This window comes from Pseudogracilibacillus auburnensis, from assembly GCF_003201975.1.
GTDB classification, from domain to species: domain Bacteria; phylum Bacillota; class Bacilli; order Bacillales; family Amphibacillaceae; genus Pseudogracilibacillus; species Pseudogracilibacillus auburnensis.
In genome coordinates this window covers 212,947-236,010 of sequence record NZ_QJJQ01000003.1, presented here as the reverse complement: position 1 = coordinate 236,010, position 23,064 = coordinate 212,947, and the positions used below count along the sequence as shown (strand labels likewise).

The 23,064-nt window shown below is 34.7% G+C and carries 24 protein-coding genes, 1 pseudogene and 1 riboswitch; of the genes and pseudogenes, 1 reads left to right on the top strand and 24 read right to left on the bottom strand.

The annotated features are described in order from the left end of the window. Positions 1 to 245: 245 nt before the first annotated feature. The 13 genes from DFR56_RS06085 to DFR56_RS06025 form a co-directional block, all read right to left on the bottom strand. Positions 246 to 755: an ECF transporter S component gene (locus DFR56_RS06085; RefSeq protein WP_110394548.1), complete on the bottom strand. Its 510-nt coding sequence runs from the start codon at positions 753 to 755 to the stop codon at positions 246 to 248. 5 nt (positions 756 to 760) lie between these two features. Then, positions 761 to 1,162: a DUF4430 domain-containing protein gene (locus tag DFR56_RS06080; RefSeq protein ID WP_110394547.1), complete on the bottom strand. Its 402-nt coding sequence runs from the start codon at positions 1,160 to 1,162 to the stop codon at positions 761 to 763. An 88-nt stretch (positions 1,163 to 1,250) separates the two neighbouring features. Then, a riboswitch (cobalamin riboswitch) is annotated at positions 1,251 to 1,442 on the bottom strand. Then, positions 1,437 to 3,227 (bottom strand): ATP-binding protein, encoded by a 1,791-nt coding sequence (locus tag DFR56_RS06075; RefSeq protein WP_110394546.1) that lies wholly within the window; start codon positions 3,225 to 3,227, stop codon positions 1,437 to 1,439. It overlaps the preceding riboswitch by 6 nt. Beyond that, a complete protein-coding gene (locus DFR56_RS06070; RefSeq protein WP_110394545.1) occupies positions 3,227 to 3,943 on the bottom strand; it encodes a response regulator transcription factor in 717 nt (238 codons plus the stop codon). Before DFR56_RS06070 ends, DFR56_RS06075 begins: the two co-directional genes overlap by 1 nt. Positions 3,944 to 4,039: 96 nt before the next feature. Further along, positions 4,040 to 5,269, bottom strand: coding sequence for a cytochrome c biogenesis protein CcsA (gene ccsA, locus DFR56_RS06065; RefSeq protein WP_110394544.1), 1,230 nt, complete (start codon positions 5,267 to 5,269; stop codon positions 4,040 to 4,042). 14 nt (positions 5,270 to 5,283) lie between these two features. Continuing rightward, positions 5,284 to 6,951: a cytochrome c biogenesis protein ResB gene (gene resB / locus DFR56_RS06060; RefSeq protein WP_110394543.1), complete on the bottom strand. Its 1,668-nt coding sequence runs from the start codon at positions 6,949 to 6,951 to the stop codon at positions 5,284 to 5,286. Positions 6,952 to 6,975: 24 nt separating this feature from the next. Continuing rightward, positions 6,976 to 7,542, bottom strand: a complete 567-nt coding sequence (gene resA / locus DFR56_RS06055; protein ID WP_110394542.1) for a thiol-disulfide oxidoreductase ResA — start codon at positions 7,540 to 7,542, stop codon at positions 6,976 to 6,978. Between the two features lie 50 nt (positions 7,543 to 7,592). Next, complete coding sequence (locus DFR56_RS06050; RefSeq protein ID WP_110394541.1) at positions 7,593 to 8,333, bottom strand: pseudouridine synthase; 741 nt, start codon at positions 8,331 to 8,333, stop codon at positions 7,593 to 7,595. A 1,260-nt stretch (positions 8,334 to 9,593) separates the two neighbouring features. Then, positions 9,594 to 10,124, bottom strand: a complete 531-nt coding sequence (locus tag DFR56_RS06045) for a spore maturation protein (protein ID WP_110394540.1) — start codon at positions 10,122 to 10,124, stop codon at positions 9,594 to 9,596. Positions 10,125 to 10,372: 248 nt separating this feature from the next. Then, positions 10,373 to 10,954: a nucleoside recognition domain-containing protein gene (locus tag DFR56_RS06040; protein WP_110394539.1), complete on the bottom strand. Its 582-nt coding sequence runs from the start codon at positions 10,952 to 10,954 to the stop codon at positions 10,373 to 10,375. After that, on the bottom strand, positions 10,947 to 12,047 hold the full coding sequence (locus DFR56_RS06035) for a D-alanyl-D-alanine carboxypeptidase family protein (protein ID WP_110394538.1): 1,101 nt from the start codon (positions 12,045 to 12,047) through the stop codon (positions 10,947 to 10,949). Before DFR56_RS06035 ends, DFR56_RS06040 begins: the two co-directional genes overlap by 8 nt. Positions 12,048 to 12,412: 365 nt before the next feature. Next, complete coding sequence (gene scpB / locus DFR56_RS06030) at positions 12,413 to 12,997, bottom strand: SMC-Scp complex subunit ScpB (protein ID WP_110394537.1); 585 nt, start codon at positions 12,995 to 12,997, stop codon at positions 12,413 to 12,415. Between the two features lie 5 nt (positions 12,998 to 13,002). Continuing rightward, positions 13,003 to 13,734: a segregation/condensation protein A gene (locus tag DFR56_RS06025; RefSeq protein ID WP_110394536.1), complete on the bottom strand. Its 732-nt coding sequence runs from the start codon at positions 13,732 to 13,734 to the stop codon at positions 13,003 to 13,005. A gap of 139 nt (positions 13,735 to 13,873) precedes the next feature. On the opposite strand from DFR56_RS06025, the gene DFR56_RS06020 reads away from it, so the two are divergent. Continuing rightward, positions 13,874 to 13,984: a YjcZ family sporulation protein gene (locus DFR56_RS06020; RefSeq protein ID WP_110394535.1), complete on the top strand. Its 111-nt coding sequence runs from the start codon at positions 13,874 to 13,876 to the stop codon at positions 13,982 to 13,984. A 159-nt stretch (positions 13,985 to 14,143) separates the two neighbouring features. Here DFR56_RS06020 and DFR56_RS06015 read toward each other — a convergent pair. From DFR56_RS06015 to DFR56_RS05965, 11 genes and pseudogenes are all read right to left on the bottom strand, one after another. After that, positions 14,144 to 14,520 (bottom strand): annotated as a pseudogene (locus tag DFR56_RS06015) (GNAT family N-acetyltransferase). A 111-nt stretch (positions 14,521 to 14,631) separates the two neighbouring features. Continuing rightward, entirely contained in the window at positions 14,632 to 15,090 is a 459-nt protein-coding gene (locus DFR56_RS06010) for a site-2 protease family protein (protein WP_146214255.1), read from the bottom strand. Between the two features lie 9 nt (positions 15,091 to 15,099). Next, a complete protein-coding gene (locus tag DFR56_RS06005; RefSeq protein WP_110394533.1) occupies positions 15,100 to 15,531 on the bottom strand; it encodes a peptidylprolyl isomerase in 432 nt (143 codons plus the stop codon). 283 nt (positions 15,532 to 15,814) lie between these two features. Then, entirely contained in the window at positions 15,815 to 17,146 is a 1,332-nt protein-coding gene (gene lysA / locus DFR56_RS06000; RefSeq protein ID WP_110394532.1) for a diaminopimelate decarboxylase, read from the bottom strand. Positions 17,147 to 17,222: 76 nt separating this feature from the next. Beyond that, a complete protein-coding gene (locus tag DFR56_RS05995) occupies positions 17,223 to 18,701 on the bottom strand; it encodes a spore germination protein (protein ID WP_110394531.1) in 1,479 nt (492 codons plus the stop codon). 34 nt (positions 18,702 to 18,735) lie between these two features. Beyond that, positions 18,736 to 19,161 (bottom strand): stage V sporulation protein AB, encoded by a 426-nt coding sequence (locus DFR56_RS05990; RefSeq protein WP_158525513.1) that lies wholly within the window; start codon positions 19,159 to 19,161, stop codon positions 18,736 to 18,738. Beyond that, the gene (locus DFR56_RS05985) at positions 19,142 to 19,762 is read right to left on the bottom strand and encodes a stage V sporulation protein AA (protein WP_110394529.1); all 621 of its coding nucleotides are present in this window, start codon (positions 19,760 to 19,762) and stop codon (positions 19,142 to 19,144) included. Before DFR56_RS05985 ends, DFR56_RS05990 begins: the two co-directional genes overlap by 20 nt. A 142-nt stretch (positions 19,763 to 19,904) precedes the next feature. Next, positions 19,905 to 20,660, bottom strand: coding sequence for an RNA polymerase sporulation sigma factor SigF (sigF, locus tag DFR56_RS05980; RefSeq protein ID WP_110394528.1), 756 nt, complete (start codon positions 20,658 to 20,660; stop codon positions 19,905 to 19,907). Between the two features lie 12 nt (positions 20,661 to 20,672). Further along, positions 20,673 to 21,116, bottom strand: a complete 444-nt coding sequence (gene spoIIAB, locus DFR56_RS05975) for an anti-sigma F factor (RefSeq protein WP_110394527.1) — start codon at positions 21,114 to 21,116, stop codon at positions 20,673 to 20,675. After that, complete coding sequence (spoIIAA, locus tag DFR56_RS05970; RefSeq protein WP_110394526.1) at positions 21,113 to 21,466, bottom strand: anti-sigma F factor antagonist; 354 nt, start codon at positions 21,464 to 21,466, stop codon at positions 21,113 to 21,115. The genes spoIIAB and spoIIAA overlap by 4 nt, the downstream gene beginning before the upstream one ends. Before the next feature lie 103 nt (positions 21,467 to 21,569). Beyond that, positions 21,570 to 22,751 (bottom strand): D-alanyl-D-alanine carboxypeptidase family protein, encoded by a 1,182-nt coding sequence (locus DFR56_RS05965; protein WP_110394525.1) that lies wholly within the window; start codon positions 22,749 to 22,751, stop codon positions 21,570 to 21,572. Between the last annotated feature and the right edge of the window lie 313 nt (positions 22,752 to 23,064).

The window sequence follows — 23,064 nt, the reverse complement described above, 5'->3', positions numbered from 1 at the left end:
GCGGACAGACAATGATAAAGGTGATGTTGCACTTACTACAATGCACAATCTTTATTACAACGAGTATTCACAGTCGCAAAAATTTTTCGATAGATGATTGTGAGTGCGACCCAAGACACCGCACTTTCAGGCAATAAGTAGTAAGAATGGATTTTATCTTTGAAATTGACTCGCCTATCTACCTAAAAAGTTGTCCAAAAAGTCTATTCATTTTGCCGTTTTACTTTATGGACAACGTCTCGGGCTTACTGTTGAATATGGAATCGATTATTCGCATACTTTTTTAATAAATAATGTATGATCGGATATAAAAAGACACTAAATACGGCATTTCCAATTGCATGGTATGTATCAAACGGTAATCCCATAATATAATACGGCCAGAACTTTCCTGTTACTTGATAGGTCGTTAAAGAGATAACAAATCCATAAAAATATCCACTAATAACAGAAATGATGACAATGATATAGGTCGGTATTTGTTTAAAAAACTTACCTAGAATTCCGCAAATAATGCCAATTAACCCCCAAGACATAATTTGCCACACTGTCCAAATACCCATACCTAATAACATATTTGATAAGAACGTCACTAAGATCGCTAATAAAAATGCAGATCCAGGACCTAATAGAATTCCACAAATAATAATTAACGCCGTTACAGGCTGAACGTTTGGTAAAAAGGCAAAAGCATATCGGCCAACTACACCTAGTGCTGCGAAAATAGCGAGTAACGTTATTTTATATGTATTCAATGATCTTACTCCCAAGCTTGTAAATCAAATAATATTTTATCTCCGGCTATTAGTACATATTCCGTAGCCCCGACCATCGCAAGTTCCCCGTTTATATAATAAATCCAAGCCTTTTCTTCTCCATTTTCTGGTTGAATTCCATCAATAGACTGAATAAACCCGCCATCTTCTTCGATATCAAAATTCTCTTTCATCACTTCCATTAAAAGATCATGATCTGAAATTGGCAATTCTTTTTCTGTGATTATTTCAGTCTGATTATCTATGGAAATAGTTATTACTACTACTTCTTCCTTTATCTGTTGCTCCGTTTCTTCTGTTTTTGGTGTAGTTGGTTCATTTGAGCACCCGATTAATAAAACAATAACGGTGAGAAAAGTAATAAAAGTTGCAAAAAACTTTTTCATTGTACGTTGCTCCTCTCCTTTTTATTAAAAAAAGCAAACACCAAATCGGGTTTGCTTTTATACATACGATTGCTTAACCCCCGAAGCATTACTTTAAAGAAACTTGGCTGGTCTACTGACTTGTAATTCATCCTACTTTAGGTACCTTCCCATATTTTCATACAGTGGTTTTTTCCTATTTCGTCCTTACTGACAGTTGCGAGGACAGTTCTAGAATTTCACTAGATTCCCATTTATGCATACATACCTATGTATACATACCAAGTTCTTTTATTTAGTTATCATTATTCTTTGCGAGTTTTCCCTGATTTTGTGGAACTTTAAAGCTAAATGTTGTTCCCTCATTTACTCTACTTTTAACCGAAATAATTCCATCATGTGCAGATATTATATGTTTCGCAATGGCTAGTCCTAAACCAGTTCCTTTTTTCTTATCTGTTCTTGTTCTCGATTTATCCGCTTTATAAAAACGTTCAAAAATGAAGGATAAATCTTCTTCAGGGATTCCTGTTCCATTGTCTTCCACTTCGACATAAAAATAATCTTGCATAGAACGAACAAATATGTGTACATATCCACTAGGCCTTGTATGCCCTAGCGCATTATCGATTAAGTTTGTAAATACTTGTTCGATTCGGTCAGAGTCAATCGTAATCAGCTTGTTTTCCATTTCTTTCGTTAGCTTGAGTTCAATATTGTTTTCCTCTGCCATTCCGATAAATTTCTTATAAATTCGTTGAATAAATTGCTCGACTTCGATTGTTTCCAAGTTTAATTCAATATGACCAGCTTCCATTCGTCCAATATCTAATAATTCATTCACTAATCGTCCCATTCTCAGTGACTCTTCATGAATAATTTTAGCAAGCTCATTTTTATCCTCAACCGACTCGGCAATATCGTCCACAATCGCTTCACTATAACCTTGCATTAATGCAATTGGTGTTCTGAGTTCATGCGACACATTAGAAATAAAATCTTTTCTTAATTTATCTAATTGTCTCTCTTCCGTCATATCACGAATGACTGCAACTGCACCCCGAATGTAAGAATTATCATAAAGTGGAGTCATAATCATGACCCAATCTCGCCCTTGTAAATTTAGTTCTTGCAGTACTTCTTTTTCTTCCTTAATAACTTGTTGTAAAATTTGCATTAATTCATCCGGAAGTTGGTTTTCATATTCATCAAATCTTATATTGTTTTCAAAATTCCAATCTTGGATAAACTGTTCAGCAGGTGGATTAATGACGATTATATGTCCTTCTCGTGTAAAGGTAATAACTCCATCTGCCATCGAATTAACGATACTTGTCAGTTGTTCTTTTTCTTGTCGTAATGCATTAATATGGAAATTTAATTGTCGACCCATACGATTAAAAGCAATCGCAAGTTCGCCAATCTCATCATGACTTACGACAGGTAGTTTTGTATTAAATTCACCTTTCGCAAGGTCAATTGCAGCTTCACGCATTTGAATAAGTGGTGCCGTAATCCGAGTCGATAAGAAAAAAGCAAAGATAGTTGTAAGTACAATGGCTATTGCTGCTGCAACAAAAATTATTTTGGTCGTTTCCGCTTTTGTTTGATTAATCACATCTAATGATTGGAAAACAAAAATGGCACCGTCCTTCTTATTCAGTGGCTTACCTATTACCATTATTTCCGTGTCATCATCGTTTAACGTTATTTTTTCATTAAATGGTTCTCTGTCCGTAATGACTTTCATAAAGGCTGCATTGTTTTTTGGTGATATGTTTCCAAGCTCGGTTAAATGTTCATTCGTCGTATTAGAAGCCCACATCGTACCATCTGCGAAATAAATAATTACTCTACTAGTAGGGTCTTTCACTCTCTCTGTCATTTCCATAATGAGTGGTATTTCATCATGCTCTTCTACTAATAAAGAAATTTTTGTCGCTGTTTGTACCATCGCTTTCTCAGCTTCTTGCACATGAAATCCTTCAAAAAATTCAAGCAGTAAGATTGTTAATATGAATAAGACAAAAGAAACTAGCAATAATATTGTTATTGCTAGTTTTCCTACTACACTTCGCCAAAACATTATTTATCATCTACCTCTAATTTATAACCTATGCCCCAAACAGTTACGATCATCTTTGCAGCTTCTTTTGAAACGTTCGTTAATTTTTCCCTTAACCGTTTCACATGTGTATCAACCGTTCGCAAGTCACCAAAGAATTCATATTGCCAAACTTCTTTTAATAAATCTTCTCGCTTATATACTTTATCAGGAGATTGTGCCAAGAAGACGAGTAATTCGTATTCTTTCGGTGTTAATGAAATTTCCTGATCATTTGATGTTACTCTATATGCATCAAGATCAATCGTTAAATGTGGGAAAACAATTAAATTATTTGAATGTGATGATGAATCATTTAATGCGCTGTTACTCGTTCTTCGAAGTACTGCCTTTACCCTAAGCACAACTTCTCTAGGACTAAATGGTTTAACGATATAATCATCAGCACCTACTTCAAACCCTTGTACTCGATTTGATTCTTCCCCTTTAGCGGTTAACATAATGACAGGAGTCATTTTTTCTTTCCGTAATTCTTCACATACTTCAATCCCGTCCATTTCTGGCATCATGATATCTAGTAAAATCACATCGTAATCATTTTCTAATGCCATATCTAATGCTTGCCTTCCATTTTCCGCTTCTTCTACAACAAAATCATCGCGTTCTAAGTACATACGAATTAATCGCCTAATTCGATCTTCATCATCGACGACTAATATTCTTTTGCCCTTATCCATAGAAGAATCCTCCTTCCACGCTTGTCTACATTTAAGTATAAACGAATCGTTAGTCATTGTATAAAAATAGATTTGTAAAAGCTATATAATTATATATTAAGCGTAAGAATGCAATCCTGCAAGGACTAAGTTAACAACGATAATATTAAACATAATAATCGCAAATCCTACTACAGCAAGCCATGATGATTTTTCTCCATGCCAACCACGTGATAGTCGTAAATGTAGGAAGGCTGCGTAAAAGAACCAAGTGATAAGTGCCCATACTTCTTTTGGATCCCATCCCCAAAATCTGTCCCAAGCAATTTGAGCCCATATTGCTGCAAAGATTAATCCTCCCAAAGTAAATAACGGAAAGCCAATTGCGACTGATCGATACGTAATTTCATCGACCACATTTTTATTAACATTTTTCAAAAATGGTTGAATCCAAGCTCCCAGTCTTTTTCGGATCAATAGTAATATAACTCCATAGATGATGAGACCTGAAAAGACAGACCAAACAACTGTGTTTAATTTTCTCGGAGCATCTTTACCCTTCATCCATCCTGGTATGCTAATAAGTGGTTCCATTTTATTTTCTGTTAACATAACCCCATCTTTAGGACCTACAATGGCAGGCATTTTATATACTTCAATTTCTTCTGGTTTAATATTTGCTTTCGGCTCATCTTTAAATTTTTCATAATTCGGTTCATGGTATTGAATTTCTGCGTGATAGTCATTTAACTGAAAACCAATAGACGAAGCGGCAAATCCAACTAAAAAGATTAACGCTATTAAAATAAGTTCAAGACCAATCGATTTTAATGAAATAACGGATTGATCGACCGTTTTTATTAAATAAATTAACCCTGCTACAAAACTAACAGCTAAAACACCTTGTGATAAAGAAACGGTTATAACGTGAATAAACAACCAATGACTTTGTAAAGATGGAACAAGTGGAGATATGTCCGACGGAAATACACTCGCATAGGCAATAATGATCATTGAAATTGGTAAAGCAAATAATCCTAACGCTGTTAAACGATAGATAAAGTAAATAATAATAAAAGCTAAGACAAGGCTCATTCCTAAAAATGTGACAAATTCAAACATATTACTCACTGGTGCATGTCCACCAACGATCCATCTCGTAATAAAATAAGTTAGTTGAGCGATAAATCCAATAATTGTTAATCCGATCGCAATCGAACCAGATATTCCTTTCTTCGTTGAAGTTCTTTTATCCCGAATACTTGCACCGAAGAAAACGGTAGCGATTAAATAGACGATAAAAGCAATATAAAGTGCAGTACTGCTTATGCTTAATAAATTATCCATAAATAGAGGACCTCCTAGGCTTTATCTTTATCTTTTTCTATTTCTTTTTCTATTTCTTCCTGATCAATGACCATATGAATGTTTGTATTTGCTATTGCTTTTTCAATATCTTTCTTTAAGCCAAACCAGTTTTTATTCGTATGTGCTGCTAGCATGATACCTTCACCATTTGGATTAACCCAAATTCTGCGATGTTGCCAGTACATCCCTTGAATAACACCGATCATGAAAATAGCTGCACCAACAATGAAAAACGGTAACGTATAATCTCTACGAACAGTTAAGCCACTGACATAATGCATATTGAAATCTACTATTCCTAGTTTATATTCATTTTCCCCCATTGCATCAATATTTTTCCCAATACCGACAAAGCTAATTTCTGCTTCACTTGAGTCTGGTGGGAATAAATTGAACACAAATGCTGGATTTCTTGGAAACTTGGAAACAGAACGAGGCTCACCATTCTCCAAAACATAATCCGGATAATACTGACTTACTTGTAGCCTAATACCATTATCAAGTTCGTATGTTTTTTCTGGTGATGTTAAATCGATTGTTACCTCACCTAATGAATTCTGGTTTTCGTCATCTGTTCGATAAACTTTAAATGTCATATTAGAAAACTCATTTTGTTGATACCCAGATTGGTACAATGTATAACCATCAAATTTCAATGGTTTATTCATCTGGATGGAGCTCTCTATTACTTTCTCCAGTTCAGGTTCACTTCCGACAACACCTTCATTTTTCACTTTATAAATAATGGCATCGGTTTGATAGTTTTTATGGACTATTTCCCCTTTTTTCTCCATCGCTGCTTGAAAACGTTCATCATTTTCATCATATAGTTCTAGTAAAAATCTTTTATTCTCAATATAATAATCTCCATGTGTGCCAGGAATAACTTTTTGTTCGCCTTCTCTAACCCATACATAATCATCCAAAAATAAAAAAGGAGTCATTCGGAGCAATGCTGCTAAAAGAACAATAATTAAACCAATATGATTCACATACGGTCCCCAACGGGAAAATCGATTTTTTTCAGCTAATATATTACCATTCTCATTTACAATTTTGTACCTTTGTTTTTTTAAATTAGTAATGAAGTGATTCATTTCTTTATCTGTTACTGTTTTTGTTTCACTAAATAACCTTTGTCGACTTAAAAAGATACTATGCCGTTTAGGTCGTTGGTTTTTTAATGCACGATATAGTGGTACGAACCGATCAATACTACAAATAACCAATGAAATACCAATAAGTGCAATTAAAATCATGTACCACCAAGAACTATATAAATTATGAAGTCCTAACTGATAATAAATTTTACCTGTTAACCCATACCAATCTTCATAAAATATGGCTGGATCTCTATTTTCAGCCTCTGCCGGAATATACATTTCTTGTGGATATATCGTACCTAACCCTGATGCCAAAAGTGCAATAACGATTAGCCAAACCCCAACTTTTACAGACGAAAAAAAATTCCATGTCTTATCAACAATGGAGCGATTGTAAGTTTGAGATCTTCTTGCTGTTCCATCATAACGCATATTTAATAACTTTGATTGATCATTACCATCAATATGTTGGTTTTCTTCGACTGGTTTACCACATGATTCACAAAGAACTGTTCCTTCGGGGTTTACATGCCCACATTCACATTTCAATTTATCCATCTAAATCCCTCACTAATAGGTTTGTTAAGGTTGTATTTCTTGAAAGTGACCTTCTAATTTTTCCAAAGTTAGTGCACCTGCCACTTTGTCAACGATCTCTCCTTCTGGATTAATGAAAAAAGTACTTGGAATAGGTCCGACATTATATAAATCCATTATTTCACTTTTCGTATCATGTAAAACAGGAAATGATAGGTCGTATTTATCAATGAATTGATGAATTACTAGTTCACTAGCATCGAGACTTACGGCAACTATTTCGATGTCATCTTTATATTCAGGATACAAAGATTCCATATAAGGCATTTCCGCTTCACATGGTTTACAATATGTAGCCCAAAAATTTAACATAACCCCTTTTCCTTCGAGATCACTAAGCCGTATTTTTTCGACCTCATTATTTTCATTAATTTGTACTAATTCAAAATCTGGTGCTTTATCGCCAATATTGTACATTTCTTTGTCTTGGTTTAGGTTTGTAACTAAAGCATAGACGACAGCTGCAAGTAATATCGCTAATATTATCGTTCTAAAGATAAACCGTTTTCGCATTTTTCCTTCTTTATTTTTGCGTGTCTTATCTAGGGTCATTTCGATCACTCCCAAAAACATTATAACACTAATTATATTGTAATATTTGTCTATTGTTTAACATTTGTCGCATGCATGGTTAATTGATGAACTTCTTGTCGGGAAAGTGAACGATATTTCCCTGGCTGTAATTGATCAACTGTAATCGAACCATATTTTTCTCTTTTTAATTTCAGCACTGGATGGCCTAGTTGATCCATCATTCTTCTAATATGTCGGTTTTTCCCTTCGTGTAATTTGATTTGTACAATCATCGTATTTTTTTTTCGGTCGATGGATGTTACTTTGTAGTCAACCGCTCTTAAAATATCCCCTTCGTCCTTTACACCCTTTCGCATTTGGGCTAATGTTTCCTTACTTGGTATACCCTTAATTTTCACGATATACACCTTTTCAATCTCGTGTTTAGGGTGCATCAGTAAATGAGCAAATTCACCATCATTCGTTAATAACAATACACCTGACGTATTGTAATCTAACCTTCCGATCGGAAAAATACGCTCTTTGACATCATCCATTAAGTCAATGACTGTTTCTCGATCTTTTTCATCTTTTACAGAGGAAATATAACCTCTAGGTTTATATAATACATAATAGACTAACTTTTCTTTTTCAATCGGAATATTATCTACTTGTATTTCATCTGAAGTTGTAACTTTAGTGCCTAACTCCCTTACTATTTTATTATTTACTTTTACACGACCATCTAAAATGAGTTGTTCCGCTTTCCTTCTTGATGTAAGTCCACTTTGCGCAATTACTTTTTGTAGTCTTTCAAATTGATTTGTCATATGATCACCAATTACCTTTGCTTATCTATTTAGTATTGTATAATTAGGCTGTTTTCAAACATATAGCCTAATTAAAGTATGAATCCATGATAGCATAATTAAAATAGAGAACTAAAGGAAAAGATTCTATATTGTTCAGTGTACCAGTGGGAGTAAGAGCGCTTATATGCTTATATAAGGAATAAACGAATATGAATGTATAAGCAATAATAGATAAGGCTCATAGAAGAGGATGGGACAAAAGTGTTTTGGTCATAGAAAGATCCGAACGAAGATGCAAGTTTCTTCTAATAAGAATTTGCATCTTCGTTCGAACTTTTTAATATGACTGTTTAAAAAAGTGTTGCCAATTATTTATAAACTGCGCAGTAACTTAGGGTCTGCTGAACAACTAAATTGCGTTCCATGCTACCGTTACAAGAGTTTTGACTGTTTTACCAAAAACTTTGCATATGCAATGAACTACTCTAGTTGTCTGGAGCGAAAGTGACTGACTCCAGCGGGAAAAGCGCGAGTCTGAAGACCCCGCAGGAAGTGGTTTTCTTCCGAGGAGGCTGAAGCCGTGCCCGCTAAAAAGTACTGTCACATTTCGCGGAAGCTTTATATCGAGAAATACAAACTATTGATTTAGATGGGATATCTGTTTATTCAGTAGACCCAACGTAGGGTGAATGAAAATTATTTTATTACATCCATAACAAATAACAGTAATGATTGACTACACCCACTTGAGCGAAGGAAATGCACGGAGACTCCCGGTCGGCTAAAAGCGGTCACGTCCTGGGACTGCGATAAAATCTCGTCCCATCGAAAACATTGTGCGTCGTGGGAGGAAAGGCATCGGTGAGACTACGCAGTGCGATATTTAAGGAAGGCCAACTAAAACCGCCCTTTGCGGGCAACGTCGGCATCCCCCTTGTCGGGGCACCGCCCACGGTAAAGGAGACACTGTGAAAACAAGCGATAGCGCGGGGTGAACAGATGTCGCTCTTATGCCCTGTGGTGAAAGCGTAGTGCATTTCCGTAGCGGTCTGACAATTACTATCCTAAGTTACTGCACCGTTTAGTTGAACTACGTCTATATACAAAATCCAACTTCTGTAAAAGTAATAGTCTAAACTTTTCTATCCTATAATTGATCGTCTTTAGAGCAGGACGTATTGTTATGTCCCACCCTCGAAGACTTGTATTCTCCTTCCCATATTTTTAACCATTATTTACGCACGTACAATTTTTACATGATTGACTTTCAGACGAGACTTACCCAAAAACCAATTTTACGATAATGATTGATGCGATAATACCGACTAAATCAGCAAGTAATCCAACTTTTAGAGCATAACGCATTTTTTGAATTCCAACGGCTCCAAAATAAATCGTTAAAATATAAAGAGTCGTGTCTGTACTCCCTTGCATGGTTGCTGCGAGTCTTCCAATAAAAGAATCGGGACCATATGTATTTGTAAGTTCTGCTGTCATTCCTAGTGCAGCTGTTCCAGAAATAGGTCTTACAAGTGCAAGGGGGATGATTTCTGGAGGAATTCCAACCCATACTAAAAGCGGCGTAATCAAATGGATAAATGCTTCAAGTGCACCAGAACTTCTTAAAATGGCAATCGACACAATCATCCCTAATAAAAAAGGTAATAGTCTAAACGCCATGTGAATTCCTTCTTTTCCTCCTTCAACAAACAGCTCGTATGTTGGCATTTTTTTTATACTGGCAATTAGCAAAACGAGTAAAATAAAACACGGTATGATCCATGCACTAATAGAAGTAAGAAAACTCATATTTAACCCTCTTTAATTATTGGGTATTCGGATTATCGTCTGGAATAATAAATAGTATAAATTTACCGAGAAAATGGAATTTTCGAGAATTTTAATCGGCAAGAAACGGTTACGCTGATGCTAGTACGTTCAGGAACTGCAATAAACCTTGTCCTTTTATAACTGTTATTTACTAGTACGTCGCAGAAAGCGAGCATATTTCATTTGCCTGCAAAAATAAGCTACTGCCACACTATTTTCCGATTACCCTATTTATTTTTATTCATATGATAAAATAAACGATCCAGTAAAATTGCACTAATAACTGAAATAACAGAAGCAATGATCGTAGTTCCGACTATTTCTGTAGGTGCTAAAGAATGATATTGCATACGAATAGCAATTACTGTTGTCGGAATTAACGTTAAACCTGACGTATTTAAAGCTAAAAACGTAATCATTGACCGAGAAGCCGATGGAGAATCGCTTAGTTTTTTCATTTCTTCCATCGCTTTTAACCCCGTTGGAGTGGCAGCATTTCCAAGCCCAAACATATTTGCTGTAATATTTGATATGATGTAGCCGATTGCTGGATGACCTTTCGGGATTTCAGGAAATAATTTGTAGACTATCGGTCTAAATATTGTCGTTAACAGACGTAAAATACCAGCTTTTTCAGCAACATTCATTATTCCTAACCAAAAAACAAGAATACTTATTAAACCGATCGATAATGTGACAGCTTCATTTGCACTAGAAAATAACGCTTCATTTACATCCTCCATCGTACCATTTATCATTGCATAGATAATTCCAACAATTGCCATGAATGCCCAAATAATATTAACCATCTTTATCGAACCTAAGTATCTTTTTTATTGCTTCTATAACACCGGTTAAGAAATGACTACTTTCTTTTTCATAGCGATAAACTGGTACTTCGATTATCGGGTTGGAATCAATTGAATAGACAATTTTACCAATTTCCTTTTCTGTCGTCTCCCCTTTTAAAATTGCCTGTTTCGTCAGCTCTGTTTGTTCTTCTTTCTTTAACGGATAAATAACATCATCTTCAAGGTACCCTGATATAAAGGAACCCTCTGTCATAAATGTTTTTTCTCCTTTACGATCTAATTTAACTAACTTAAATTGATCAAACCCGTTTTCATACAATGACATATGATCATTCCAGTCATCAGAAGCATTTAATGTAACGACAATAAGGGAAAGATGATCCTTTTTAGCAGTTGTTACTAATGTACGGCCGGCTTTATTTGTAAATCCAGTTTTTCCACCTGTACAAGGTTCGTAAAATTGTGTTAATAATTTATTTTTATTATTCCATTTGTAGTCACGGTTTTTTGATTGATAAGATTTCGTATTTGAAATTGTTTTAAAAACTTCATTTTCCATGGCATATTTCATTAAAATTGCAATATCATATGCGGAAGAATAATGCCCCTTTTCATCTAAACCATGTGGATTTTCAAAGTGAGTATTCGTCATTCCTAAGTAACGAGCTTTTTCATTCATCAAGTAAACGAAACCTTCTAGACTCCCACCAACATGTTCGGCAATTGCAACAGAAGCATCATTCCCTGATCTCAGCATGAGTCCATAAAGTAAATCTTCTAATGGCAATTCCTCATCTTTTTCCAAATAAATAGAAGACCCATTCATATGCACAGCTCGCTCACTCACTAGCACTTGATCATTTAAGTCACCATGCTCTAATGCAATAATGGCAGTCATTACTTTCGTTATACTTGCAACTGGTCGTTTTTCATGAGCTCCTTTTTCAAAAATGACTCTTCCTGTACTCTGTTCCATTAAAATAGCATTATGTGCGGATACATGTAGCTCCTCTACAGATTGTCCTGTTTCTGGAAATAAAAAAAATAACAGACAAATAATGATAAAAATGCGGAATGAAAAAAGGCGCATCGTAAACTTTCCTCCTACGTACTCGTATAGTTTATCTTATGCACCAAAGTAAGACATATGATTAGATTTTGAACCTCTCATGACTTAGTCACGAGATTCTTGACGCACCAGCACCAGGATAGATGATAGTGGATTGAGTAGACGTAACCACGTCCATATTCAGACATAGAATCTTTTAACGATATTACCAAGTGATTAGTACTAACCCTATTGCTGTAGGTGTTAAACCGACATATTGGTTTAACATATGTTGGTTAATTAAGATAACTAAAGCTATGACTCTACCGAAGCCGATCCATCTGTACGATTGAAGGCGTGAGTGTTCTCGGCTAGTTCATAAAAAGTGTTTTATAAGAAGAATTACATTACGCTTCATCAGTTTCATCGGTTAATTGACGGAAAAATAAATCTGCTTCTTTTTCCACACTTTCCTTATCAATTTCATTCGGTAAAGGGGGTAATTCGTCGATACTTGATAAGCCAAAATAAGTTAAAAACTCTTTACTCGTTCCAAACAAAATCGGACGCCCAATGCTTTCTTTTCTTCCGACGTTTTCAATTAATGATCTTGCTAGTAAAGTTTGAACAGCATAATCACTGTTTACCCCACGAATTTCTTCGATTTCAACCCGTGTAATCGGTTGTTCATAAGCAATGATTGCAAGGGTTTCTAACGTTGCTTGCGACATTCTCGTTGTACGCGGGTGTTGCAATAGTTTTTTATAATATTCATTATGTTCTGGTTTCGTTGTTAAATGATAGATTTCATTTGACTGAATGATCGTCATTCCCCGGTTAATATGTTCATAATCGAATGTTAATTCTTCGATCAAATGTTTCACAGTTTCTGGGGAAACATCGATTACTTTTGCTATTTGATTCATGGTTATTCCTTCATCTCCACTAGCGAATAACAAACCTTCTACGATCCCTTTATATTTAATCGTCAATCTATTTAACCTCCCATTCTACTAATGTATATCGGGTGAAAATGTGTTTCTTGTAAACAATTGATCTCATTATTTTTTAGTAACTGTAAAATCGCTAAAAACGTCGTGACAATATGATTCCTACTTGGAAACGGGAAAAGGTCTTCAAAAAGAATTGGTGCTTTTTGCTTCTGAACCAACTCTAAAATTTCATTCATTCTTTGCTCGATGGAGATTTCGACCCGATTGACCGTCGTCTCAAGCGGTGCATTCCATGTTTTTCTTTTAAATACTTTTTCTAATGCATGTAACATATCATAAATCGAAATATCTCCTCTAACAACTGGGGTGTTAGTAAAAAGATCATCAAATTGTACAGGGGTTCTTGTGAAAATTTGATTTTCTTCTAATTCTTTTTCCTTTAATTGTTCAGCAGCCTCTTTATATTTGCGATATTCAATTAATCGATTAATTAATTCTTCGCGTGGATCCTCTTCATATTCATCTTCACTAACGATTTCCTTTTTCGGTAATAACATAGCACTTTTTATCGCAAGTAATGTTGCCGCCATGACTAAATATTCACTAGCAATATTTAGTTCGATTCGTTGCATCGCATGGATATAATTCATATACTGTTCCGTAATTTCTGCAACCGGAATATCATAAATATCAATTTCAAGTTCATTCACTAAATGCAATAATAAATCAAGCGGTCCTTCAAATGTATCGATTTTTACTTTATACGTTCCACTCATTTTGTACTCCTCATTCCCTAAATGATCTCTTACAACAATTATAATGATTATTAGCGTATTTGCCTATACATCGTGTCTCTTCTCCTCATAGGTTATTACTGTAAGATAAATACCCCTAATTTTAAAAGGAGGAATATTTATGGGTGGTTGTGTAGACGGCGGCTACGGCCGAGGCTATGGCGGTGGCTTCGCGCTAATAATTGTGTTGTTTATCCTTCTCATTATCATTGGTGCAGCTTGGCTATTCTAGCGTATGGCACTTACTAAAAACTTTCTTCAGTGGGGAATAACCTCCCTCACTGGAGAAAATGTAAATAACAATTTTGTATATCAACGACAAGAAATGGTATAGGATACAGCAAAAAACCAGCCATCCATTGGCTGGTTTTATTATTTCAGGCTCCCCTTGTTATTCTTCATCTGTATCATCACTTTGATTATTTGCACATTTATGAAAGAACCGTTGTGTTAATTCATTTGCACAGACATCGTACTTTTCACCGTAAAGCCGCTGTACTTCATCTATCATTTTTTTACCAATACCAATATTACGATAAGATGGATTAACTGAAATATGTTGGATGACAACATTTAATTCATCTTCAATTTTCAAGCCAATTGTCCCTACAATATCGTCATCTTCTTTCCATAGATAAAGATGCCATTTTGATTGTCTTCATATTCTTTCATCGTTTGTTGTAGTAACTTAACGTCCTTTTCTACGGGCATAAAAGAAAGCAATCCCATCGCAATCTTCTCTTGGTTTTTTTTATAACGAATTAACATAAAAACCCCTCATTAAAATTACTAAAATGTTTGTAATACAATACTTCTTATTCATTATATATTTCTATTTTGATATTGTGAATTTATTAGCTGAAAATAGTGACATCATCATTATTTATGCTTAACGATTAGTTTATATATAGTATACCCATCTGATTGCTTTTGTCCAATTTTAAAAGGTAATAAATTAATGATCATTAACCAAATATTAAAAAGAAAAACGATATATAAAATATAGGTAGAAAAGAACAGATGATACATAACATAAAATATCGCAGCTAATAAGCCACTAAAAACAGGACCCATGAGTGTAATCATTATCTTTTCACTACGTTCGAAAGGTTCTTCACGAATGGTCGATGTCAAACTATTAATGAGAAAGAACCTTCGAATAATAATCTGTACATGTTGAAATGTACCTTGCCATAGTTCGTTTCCAATTCCGATCGTTAACCGAATGAACGAAGCTTTCATTAAGATTGCGCCAACTACGTGACCCAGCTCATGGAAAAGTAAACTTATTGGCGCAATGAAACATATGAATATGAGTAAATAAATTATATCAATCATTTATACCATTTAATCTTGAACAACTATTTTCTCAATAATATCTCCGTTTTGCATACTCTTAACAAACTCAATACCTGAGGTTACTTGACCAAAAACAGTGTGTACACCATTAAGATGTGGTTGGGGCTCATGAACGATAAAAAACTGCGAACCACCTGTATCTTTTCCAGCATGAGCCATCGACAATGAACCTTCTACATGTTTATGAGGATTTCCTTCTGTTTCACATTTAATGGTGTAGCCAGGACCACCTGTACCATTACCATTAGGACACCCACCTTGACTTACAAATCCCGGAATAACACGGTGAAAAGTTAAATCATCATAAAAATGGTCATTAGCTAGCTTTTCAAAATTTTCAACTGTTCCAGGTGCCTCTTCATCAAATAAATTAAATTCAATTTTATTTCCATTCTCAAGTAAAATATAACCTTTTTTCATTTGCATAAATCTCCTTTTTTAATGTGAATAATTTCATCATTTAATCTTTCAGTTTAAATCCGAACAAGGGAAGACTAATTATTTGTTTCCACCCTAAGTGGTCGCTTTTTAGCTGGCAGCCGTTAAGCCAACGTCTGAGCTAAAGCCCTCCTTGTCTTACTTGTGCCTTTCCTCCCGCGACGCACAATGCTTCTTCCATGTGTAATGTTCGTATTTATCCATGGAATTAGCATGTATGAAATTGACTCATGTGACTAAGTTTTCATTTTACACTAGAAAGGGTTTATCTTCCAGTAAGATTCGAATTTTTCGTATAAGATAGATCATTTTTTATGATATCATCTAATGTTTCTCGTTTTACAACCAACTGTGCGGTACCATCTTCCACAAATACGACGGCTGGCTTTTGAAAACGATTATAATTACTCGCCATTGCATATCCATAAGCACCTGTTGAAAATACTGCAAGAATATCGTTATGTTCAATACTCGCAACAGGGAGATCCCAAATAAGCATATCACCAGATTCACAACATTTTCCGGCAATAGATACTGTCTTGGTTGGAGCCTTGTCCGCTTTATTCGCAATGATACCTTCATATTTTGCTTGGTATAATGCTGGTCTTATATTATCAGCCATCCCCCCGTCAATGGCAACATACTCACGAACATTCGGTATGCTTTTCATAGAACCAACTGTATATAATGTGATACCTGCATCCCCAACGATCGAACGACCTGGTTCTATCCAAATCTCTGGCATCGGTATAGATAGTTTTGTAATTTCACTTTCAACTGTTTCCACTATTTTTTCTACATGTTCGGCTTGCGGTAAAGGTCTATCGTCTTTCGTATAACGGATACCAAAGCCTCCACCAAAGTTCATCACTTCAGGAATAAAATTGTCTGTTTGATTCCATTTCGCAATCAATGTAAACAACATTTCAATTGCTAATGTAAAACTTTTCGTCGTAAAAATTTGTGAACCAATATGACAATGTAATCCTTTTAATTTAATATTTGGATGACCTTGTACCATATGATACGCATGTTCAATTTGACCGTTTTGTAAATTAAATCCAAACTTTGAATCTTCGTTACCTGTCATAATATATTGATGAGTTTCTGACTCCACACCGGGTGTCACGCGAAACAATACATCCATTTGCTTGTTTTTTTCCTTTAATAAACGATCCAATAATTCAATCTCATAAAAATTATCGATAATAATACAACCGATATTATTATCGATCGCCATGATTAATTCGGCTTCGCTTTTATTATTTCCATGAAGGTGAATTTTTTCAGTAGGAAAGTCTGCCTTTAATGCTGTATAAAGCTCGCCTTCCGATACGACATCTAAGCTTAAACCTTCTTGATTAATCACTTCTAGAATAGCGATGGTTGAAAATGCCTTACTTGCATAAGTTACTTGTGCTTTAACTCCTAATTTTGTAAACGTATTGATAAATGCACGGCAGTTCTTTCTCACTTTTGCTACATCATACACATATAAAGGTGTTCCATATTCATTTGCTAGTTCAACTGTATCTACATTGCCTATTTCTAAATGGCCTTTTTCATTCACTGAAAAAGGATGATTGTCTATAATCATTCAAATCCTCCACACCAATGTCTATTTATAAGATAAAAATAATGTAACATATTAATGATGAAAACGAAAGAATTATTCATTTCTGTGACGCTTGGCGAATGTGATCTTTGGGATAGACAATAGATGGACGCTTATGGATAAAAGGTTCTGGAATTCTAAAAATAAACCTTAAGAGCGCAGGTAAATTAAACGGAATGAACGGCCAAAAATACGGTGTTCGCAACGTTTTTAAATTAACTAAAAACAATATACTAATCGTAAAGCCGATGATAAACCCACTTACTCCAAAAAAGATCGTCATTAAAAGTAAAAATAATTTCATTAATTTGTTTGCTACACTTAATTCATAACTAGGTGTAACATAAGTTCCAATCGTACTAATCGCTACATATAAAATGACTTCGGGACTGAACATTCCAACGTTAATGGCGATATCCCCGATTAAGACAGCCGCAATTAAACCTAACGCGGTAGCTAAAGGGGTTGGTGTATGCACGGCGGCCATCCGTAAAAATTCGACGCCGATATCAGCCATGATAATTTGAATGGGGATCGGGATATTACCGACTTCTTTTGGACCAATAAAAGATAATGCCTTAGGTAGCAAAGATGGCTCCAATACAAATAAAAGCCATAATGGTAATAAAAAGATCGAGGCTAGAACGGCAATAATCCGAAACCAGCGAGTAAATGTTCCGACTGCTGGTGCTTGTCTATATTCTTCCGCATGTTCTAAATGATCAAAAAATGTCGTTGGTAAAATAATGACACTTGGCGAAGTGTCAACAATAAGGACAATATAACCTGATAAAATATGGTGTGCTGCCACATCTGGTCTTTCTGTATAACGAACTAATGGAAAAGGATTCCAACTAAATTCTACCGACAATTCAACTAGCGCTTTATCAGCCATCACTAAACTGTCAATGTCAATTTTTTGAATATTATCTTTCACCATTTGTACATAGTCTTCATTTGCAATATCGTTAATATAACTAACGCAGACATCTGTTTTGGAACGTTTTCCAACGTGTAATATCTCATTTCGTAGCCCTTTATCTCTAATTCTCCGGCGGATAAGTGCTGTACTTTCAACGACATTTTCCGTAAATCCATCTCGAGAACCTCTTATTACCCTTTCCGTGTCAGGCTCCTCTGGTTGTCTTCCAGGATAATGGCGAGTATCAACAATAAAAGCATTTCTTTCCCCATCGATGAATACAACGATAAGCCCCGCCAATAATTGATCTGTGACTTCATTAAGTTTATTTTTTGCTTCTACTTGTTGATTCATTAGCCGATTATTAATAATATCATAAATTTTATCTTCTTCCGATTCCAAATCATTTGTCCGAACAAGCATTTTGAGTATTTCAACAATCGTTGAGTCATCCACTAGTCCATTTACATAATAGATTGTTACATCTCTTTCTAAAATCAAAATGTCTCTTGACCCAACATCGTAGGAAACAGTTGCCCCAACTTCCTCTTTCATATAATTTTTATTTTCTTTTAAATGTTTCGAAACGTATGTCATTTTATGTGTTTGCCTCATTCATTTTCTCCTTACTTTTTATTCATTTAAGTTTCTATTGACTAAAATAAATCCATTGGAATAGTGATCCTACTATTTTTCCCAAAACAAGTGCCGTCAACAGTAATAGCATATATTTCTCTAGACCAACCCTTTTTGAAAGGAGTGGAAACACATTTAATATTTCTACGAGTGCTGCTGCAAGCATTCCGTTAAATATCCCATGTATCGTCCCCCAAATGACTAAATATACCCAATTGAAGTTCCACGTTATGTTAGTAAAGGATAAGTATGTACCTACTAACACACCAAGTATGATCGGAACACTATAAAAATTAACTAAATACTCAGAACGGGATAATTGAATAAGACGTGGAATTACTCCTAATACAGTTAAAATGGCTACAAACCCTGCTCCTATAACGATCCCACTAGAAAAGCCAATCAACCCTTCTATAATGTTAAATATGTTTATGTTCATCATTTAAATCATTTTCATAATAGGAAATATAATCATCTATCTTTTTTTGATAATTATAAATTTCTACTTCTAGTGGACTCGGTTCTTCATTAATTTTTGTTTTAAACCAATGATTTAAAAATAATATCATTCCAATGCCTAGACCTAAGGAGTATGGGATTTGGATCCATAATGGACTATGTGTACGTTCTCCGGTAAGAATATAGTGTAATTTTTGTTGAACTTCTTGCATGCTAACATCGTAATGAAAATTCATTATTGTCATGGCAGTTCCAATAAATAAAATAAGCCAAACGAGGCAAATGAATAGTATCGACCGCTTTTTATTTTTTTCTTTTACTTGAATAATCGTTTCTGTTAAGCCAATTAATTGAAATTCTACATCCTTGAATAATTGATTTAAATATTTAATGATTATAAAGCTGTCGATCACAACGTATTCATTATCCTCTTTCTTTAAATGATATAATTGAATGTTTTCTATTTCTTCTTTTTCTGGTACATTCGTTGTCAGTAAAGCGACATCTTTTAAAACTATTTTTGCAAGTGGCACTACTGTTATTTTCTTTTTCATACGAAGATAAACAATATTTGTTGCCATCAAATCATCCTTATCTACATCTAATTCGCGTACGTTTAGTATGTGTAGCAAAGAAAAATGTATACAAAAAACCTTTACGTAGAAACATGACGTACTGAGACGTCCATTTCTTCATAAAGGTTATTTTTAGGTCAGATTAGAGTTATTTATTCATTAGTTCTTTCATTTCTTCTAAAATCTTTTTCTCCAGTCTTGACACTTGTACTTGAGAAATGCCAAGCCGTTTAGCCACTTCAGACTGTGTTTTGTCTTTATAATATCTTAAGTAGACGATGAGTCTTTCTCTTTCTGTTAAACTTCTTATCGCGTCTTCCAAGCTTAGTTTATCAAACCAATGTTTGTCATCATCCGCAATTTGATCTAATAATGTAATGGGCTCTCCCCCATTTTCATAAACTGTTTCATGAATAGAATGCGGATATTTAATTGCTTCTTGTGCTTGAGCAACATCTTCAGGTGAAATACTTAAAGCTTCTGCCACTTCTTGGACAGTTGGAGATCGATTGAGCACTTTGGTTAATTCTTCTTTTGTCATGCGAATTTTATTGCCCAACTCTTTAATTGTCCTACTTACTTTTATCGTTCCATCATCCCGAATAAATCGTTGAATTTCCCCAATAATCATGGGAACGGCATACGTTGAAAAACGAACTTCATAAGAGAGATCGAATTTATCAATCGCTTTAATTAATCCAATACTACCAATTTGAAAAAGATCTTCAGGGTCATAGCCACGATTTAAAAATCGTTGGACGACAGACCAAACGAGACGAACATTCTTTTCTACTAACAGATCTCTCGCCTTTTTATCGCCCTGTTGGCTTTTAAAAATTAACTCCCTTACCTCTTCATTCGTTAACATGTTCTTATCATTGTTTTTTCTTACATTTACGTTCATCATTTTAATCACCTAATGACAAACTGATTTAGTCTTAGTTAGTTGCTTTTTCATCACTATAGTTGTACCTTCGTTTAGATTTGATGTTATTTGTAGTGAGTCCATAAAACTTTCCATAATCGTAAAACCCATCCCTGATCGTTCCAAATGTGGTTTGGATGTATATAAAGGCTCTTTTGCTTCTTCGATATTACGAATTCCAACTCCATGATCAATGATCGTTAGTTCCAGTTCCTGTTCTTCAAATGTTTTACATTGAATCGTAATATAACAATCTGTTTTATTGTTATACCCGTGAATAATAGCATTTGTAACTGCCTCAGAAACGACTGTTTTGATTTCTGTTAATTCATCCATTGTTGGATCGAGTTGGGATACAAATGCACCAACAGTGGCCCTTGCAAATGCTTCATTCTTACTTACACTTAAAAAAGTTAATTCCATTTCATTTTTCACGATGCCACCCCCAAAGAATGTAAGGCAAATTGTTCATTTTCAACTAAACGAATAATTTTAAACAAACCAGACATTTCAAGCAATCTTTTTATTGCAGGATTTATGGAACAGACAATTAGCTCACCGCCTGAATGGATAATTTCTTTATAACGTCCAAGTATTACTCCAATACCAGAACTATCCATAAAAGTGACTTGCTCTAAATTCAAAATGACATGTTGCACGTCCTCTTCTTTTAATTTTTTCTGCCAGGCATCTCTCAAAATGGATGCTTCATGATGATCTAATTCCCCGATTAATCGAACAACTAACACATTTTCTTTAACTGTAAAGTAAGAAGTTAAGCCCACTTGTACTTTCGCCTCCTAACTGTTCATAGCTACATGTTTCGTGTTCCAACCTGTTTATTCCTGCATTTAGACAAAACTATTAATAATTCTATATTTTTTTCTTTTACTGATTATATTTTGCTATATTTTGTAACGATCTTTTAAATAATGTGAAGTAAGATGCTATTTCGACATTTTCTTCGACAATTAGTGGAGATTCTATCTGCAAATTATCTCCTTTTTTAACGGTCATTGTTCCTACTTGTTCCCCTTTATGGATTGGTAACTGTATATCCTCCTTTATTTTTACAGCTGTTTCGACTTCTCCTGCTTCTTTTTCTCCTTTTTTGTGTAATAAACTAATTTGTTCACTTGTTTTAATATCGTAGTTCCATTTTTCAGATTGAATATGACGTAGACTTGCAACTTTTTCACCTGGATCATACAGTTTTTCGGATTCATAATGATTAAACGCGTAATCAATTAAATTCATCGTCATTGCATTTCGATTTTTAGCTGAATCTGCCCCCATTACGACCGATACAACCCGCATATCATCTTTTTTGGCGGTAGCGGTTAAGCAAAATTTTGCTTCACTAGTGTATCCTGTCTTTAATCCGTCTACATATGGATAAAAGCGTACTAATTTATTCGTATTGACTAACCAAAATTCATTTTCTTCGCCTTTTCGTAAATAATCTTCATAAATAGATGTATAGTTAATCACTTTTTCATATTTTAATAATTCTTTGGCAATCATTGCCATATCATAAGCTGTTGTATAATGATTTTCAGCAGGTAAGCCAGAAGAGTTTACAAAATTAGTATTTTCTAATGTTAATTCTTTTACCTTGTCATTCATCAACTGAACAAATGCTTCCTCACTGCCTGCAATTCGCTCTGCTAACGCAACACTTGCATCATTTCCAGACGCTATTGCTATTGCTTTGATTAAATCATCGACCGACATTTGTTCTCCTTCAGCTAAAAACACTTGTGAACCGCCCATAGATGAAGCTCTTTCGCTAATGGTTATTTGTTCATCAAGAGATAATTTATCTTCGGCAATTGCTTCCATAATTAATAGCAAAGTCATTACTTTTGTCATACTAGCAGGTGGTAGTTTTTCATGAGCATTTTTTTCATATAAAACATCACCTGTATCTCTTTCTAGTAGGATAGACGCTTTTGCATCTTCTGTTAGATTTAAATCAGCTTGCTTTTCTTGCTCTTCAGCAAGCACAGGTAGAGCTAGAATGAACGACATAAAAAGAGCCATCCCAGTGATATATGCATATCTTTTCATCTGTTTCCCTCCAACTTTTCATATATACATAGGATGACCATTTTAACGGCTCTTTATAACTATCATTGTAAAAAGAAGACGAAAAAACACATAACTTTGTTGTTATATGTTTTTTTCGTCTTCTAACTTACCTTTCGCACAATAAAATGTGTTTAAATATATCGCATGTTAAGATTAGTACTTACTTCTAATGATATCTTCACATCTCAGTAATAAAGCCGCATATTAACCATTGGGGGCTTACCATGCTAGAATAGATGTGTTATTACATATAAAAGATAAACAGTGCAGTAACTAAGCTAGCAGCACCGTT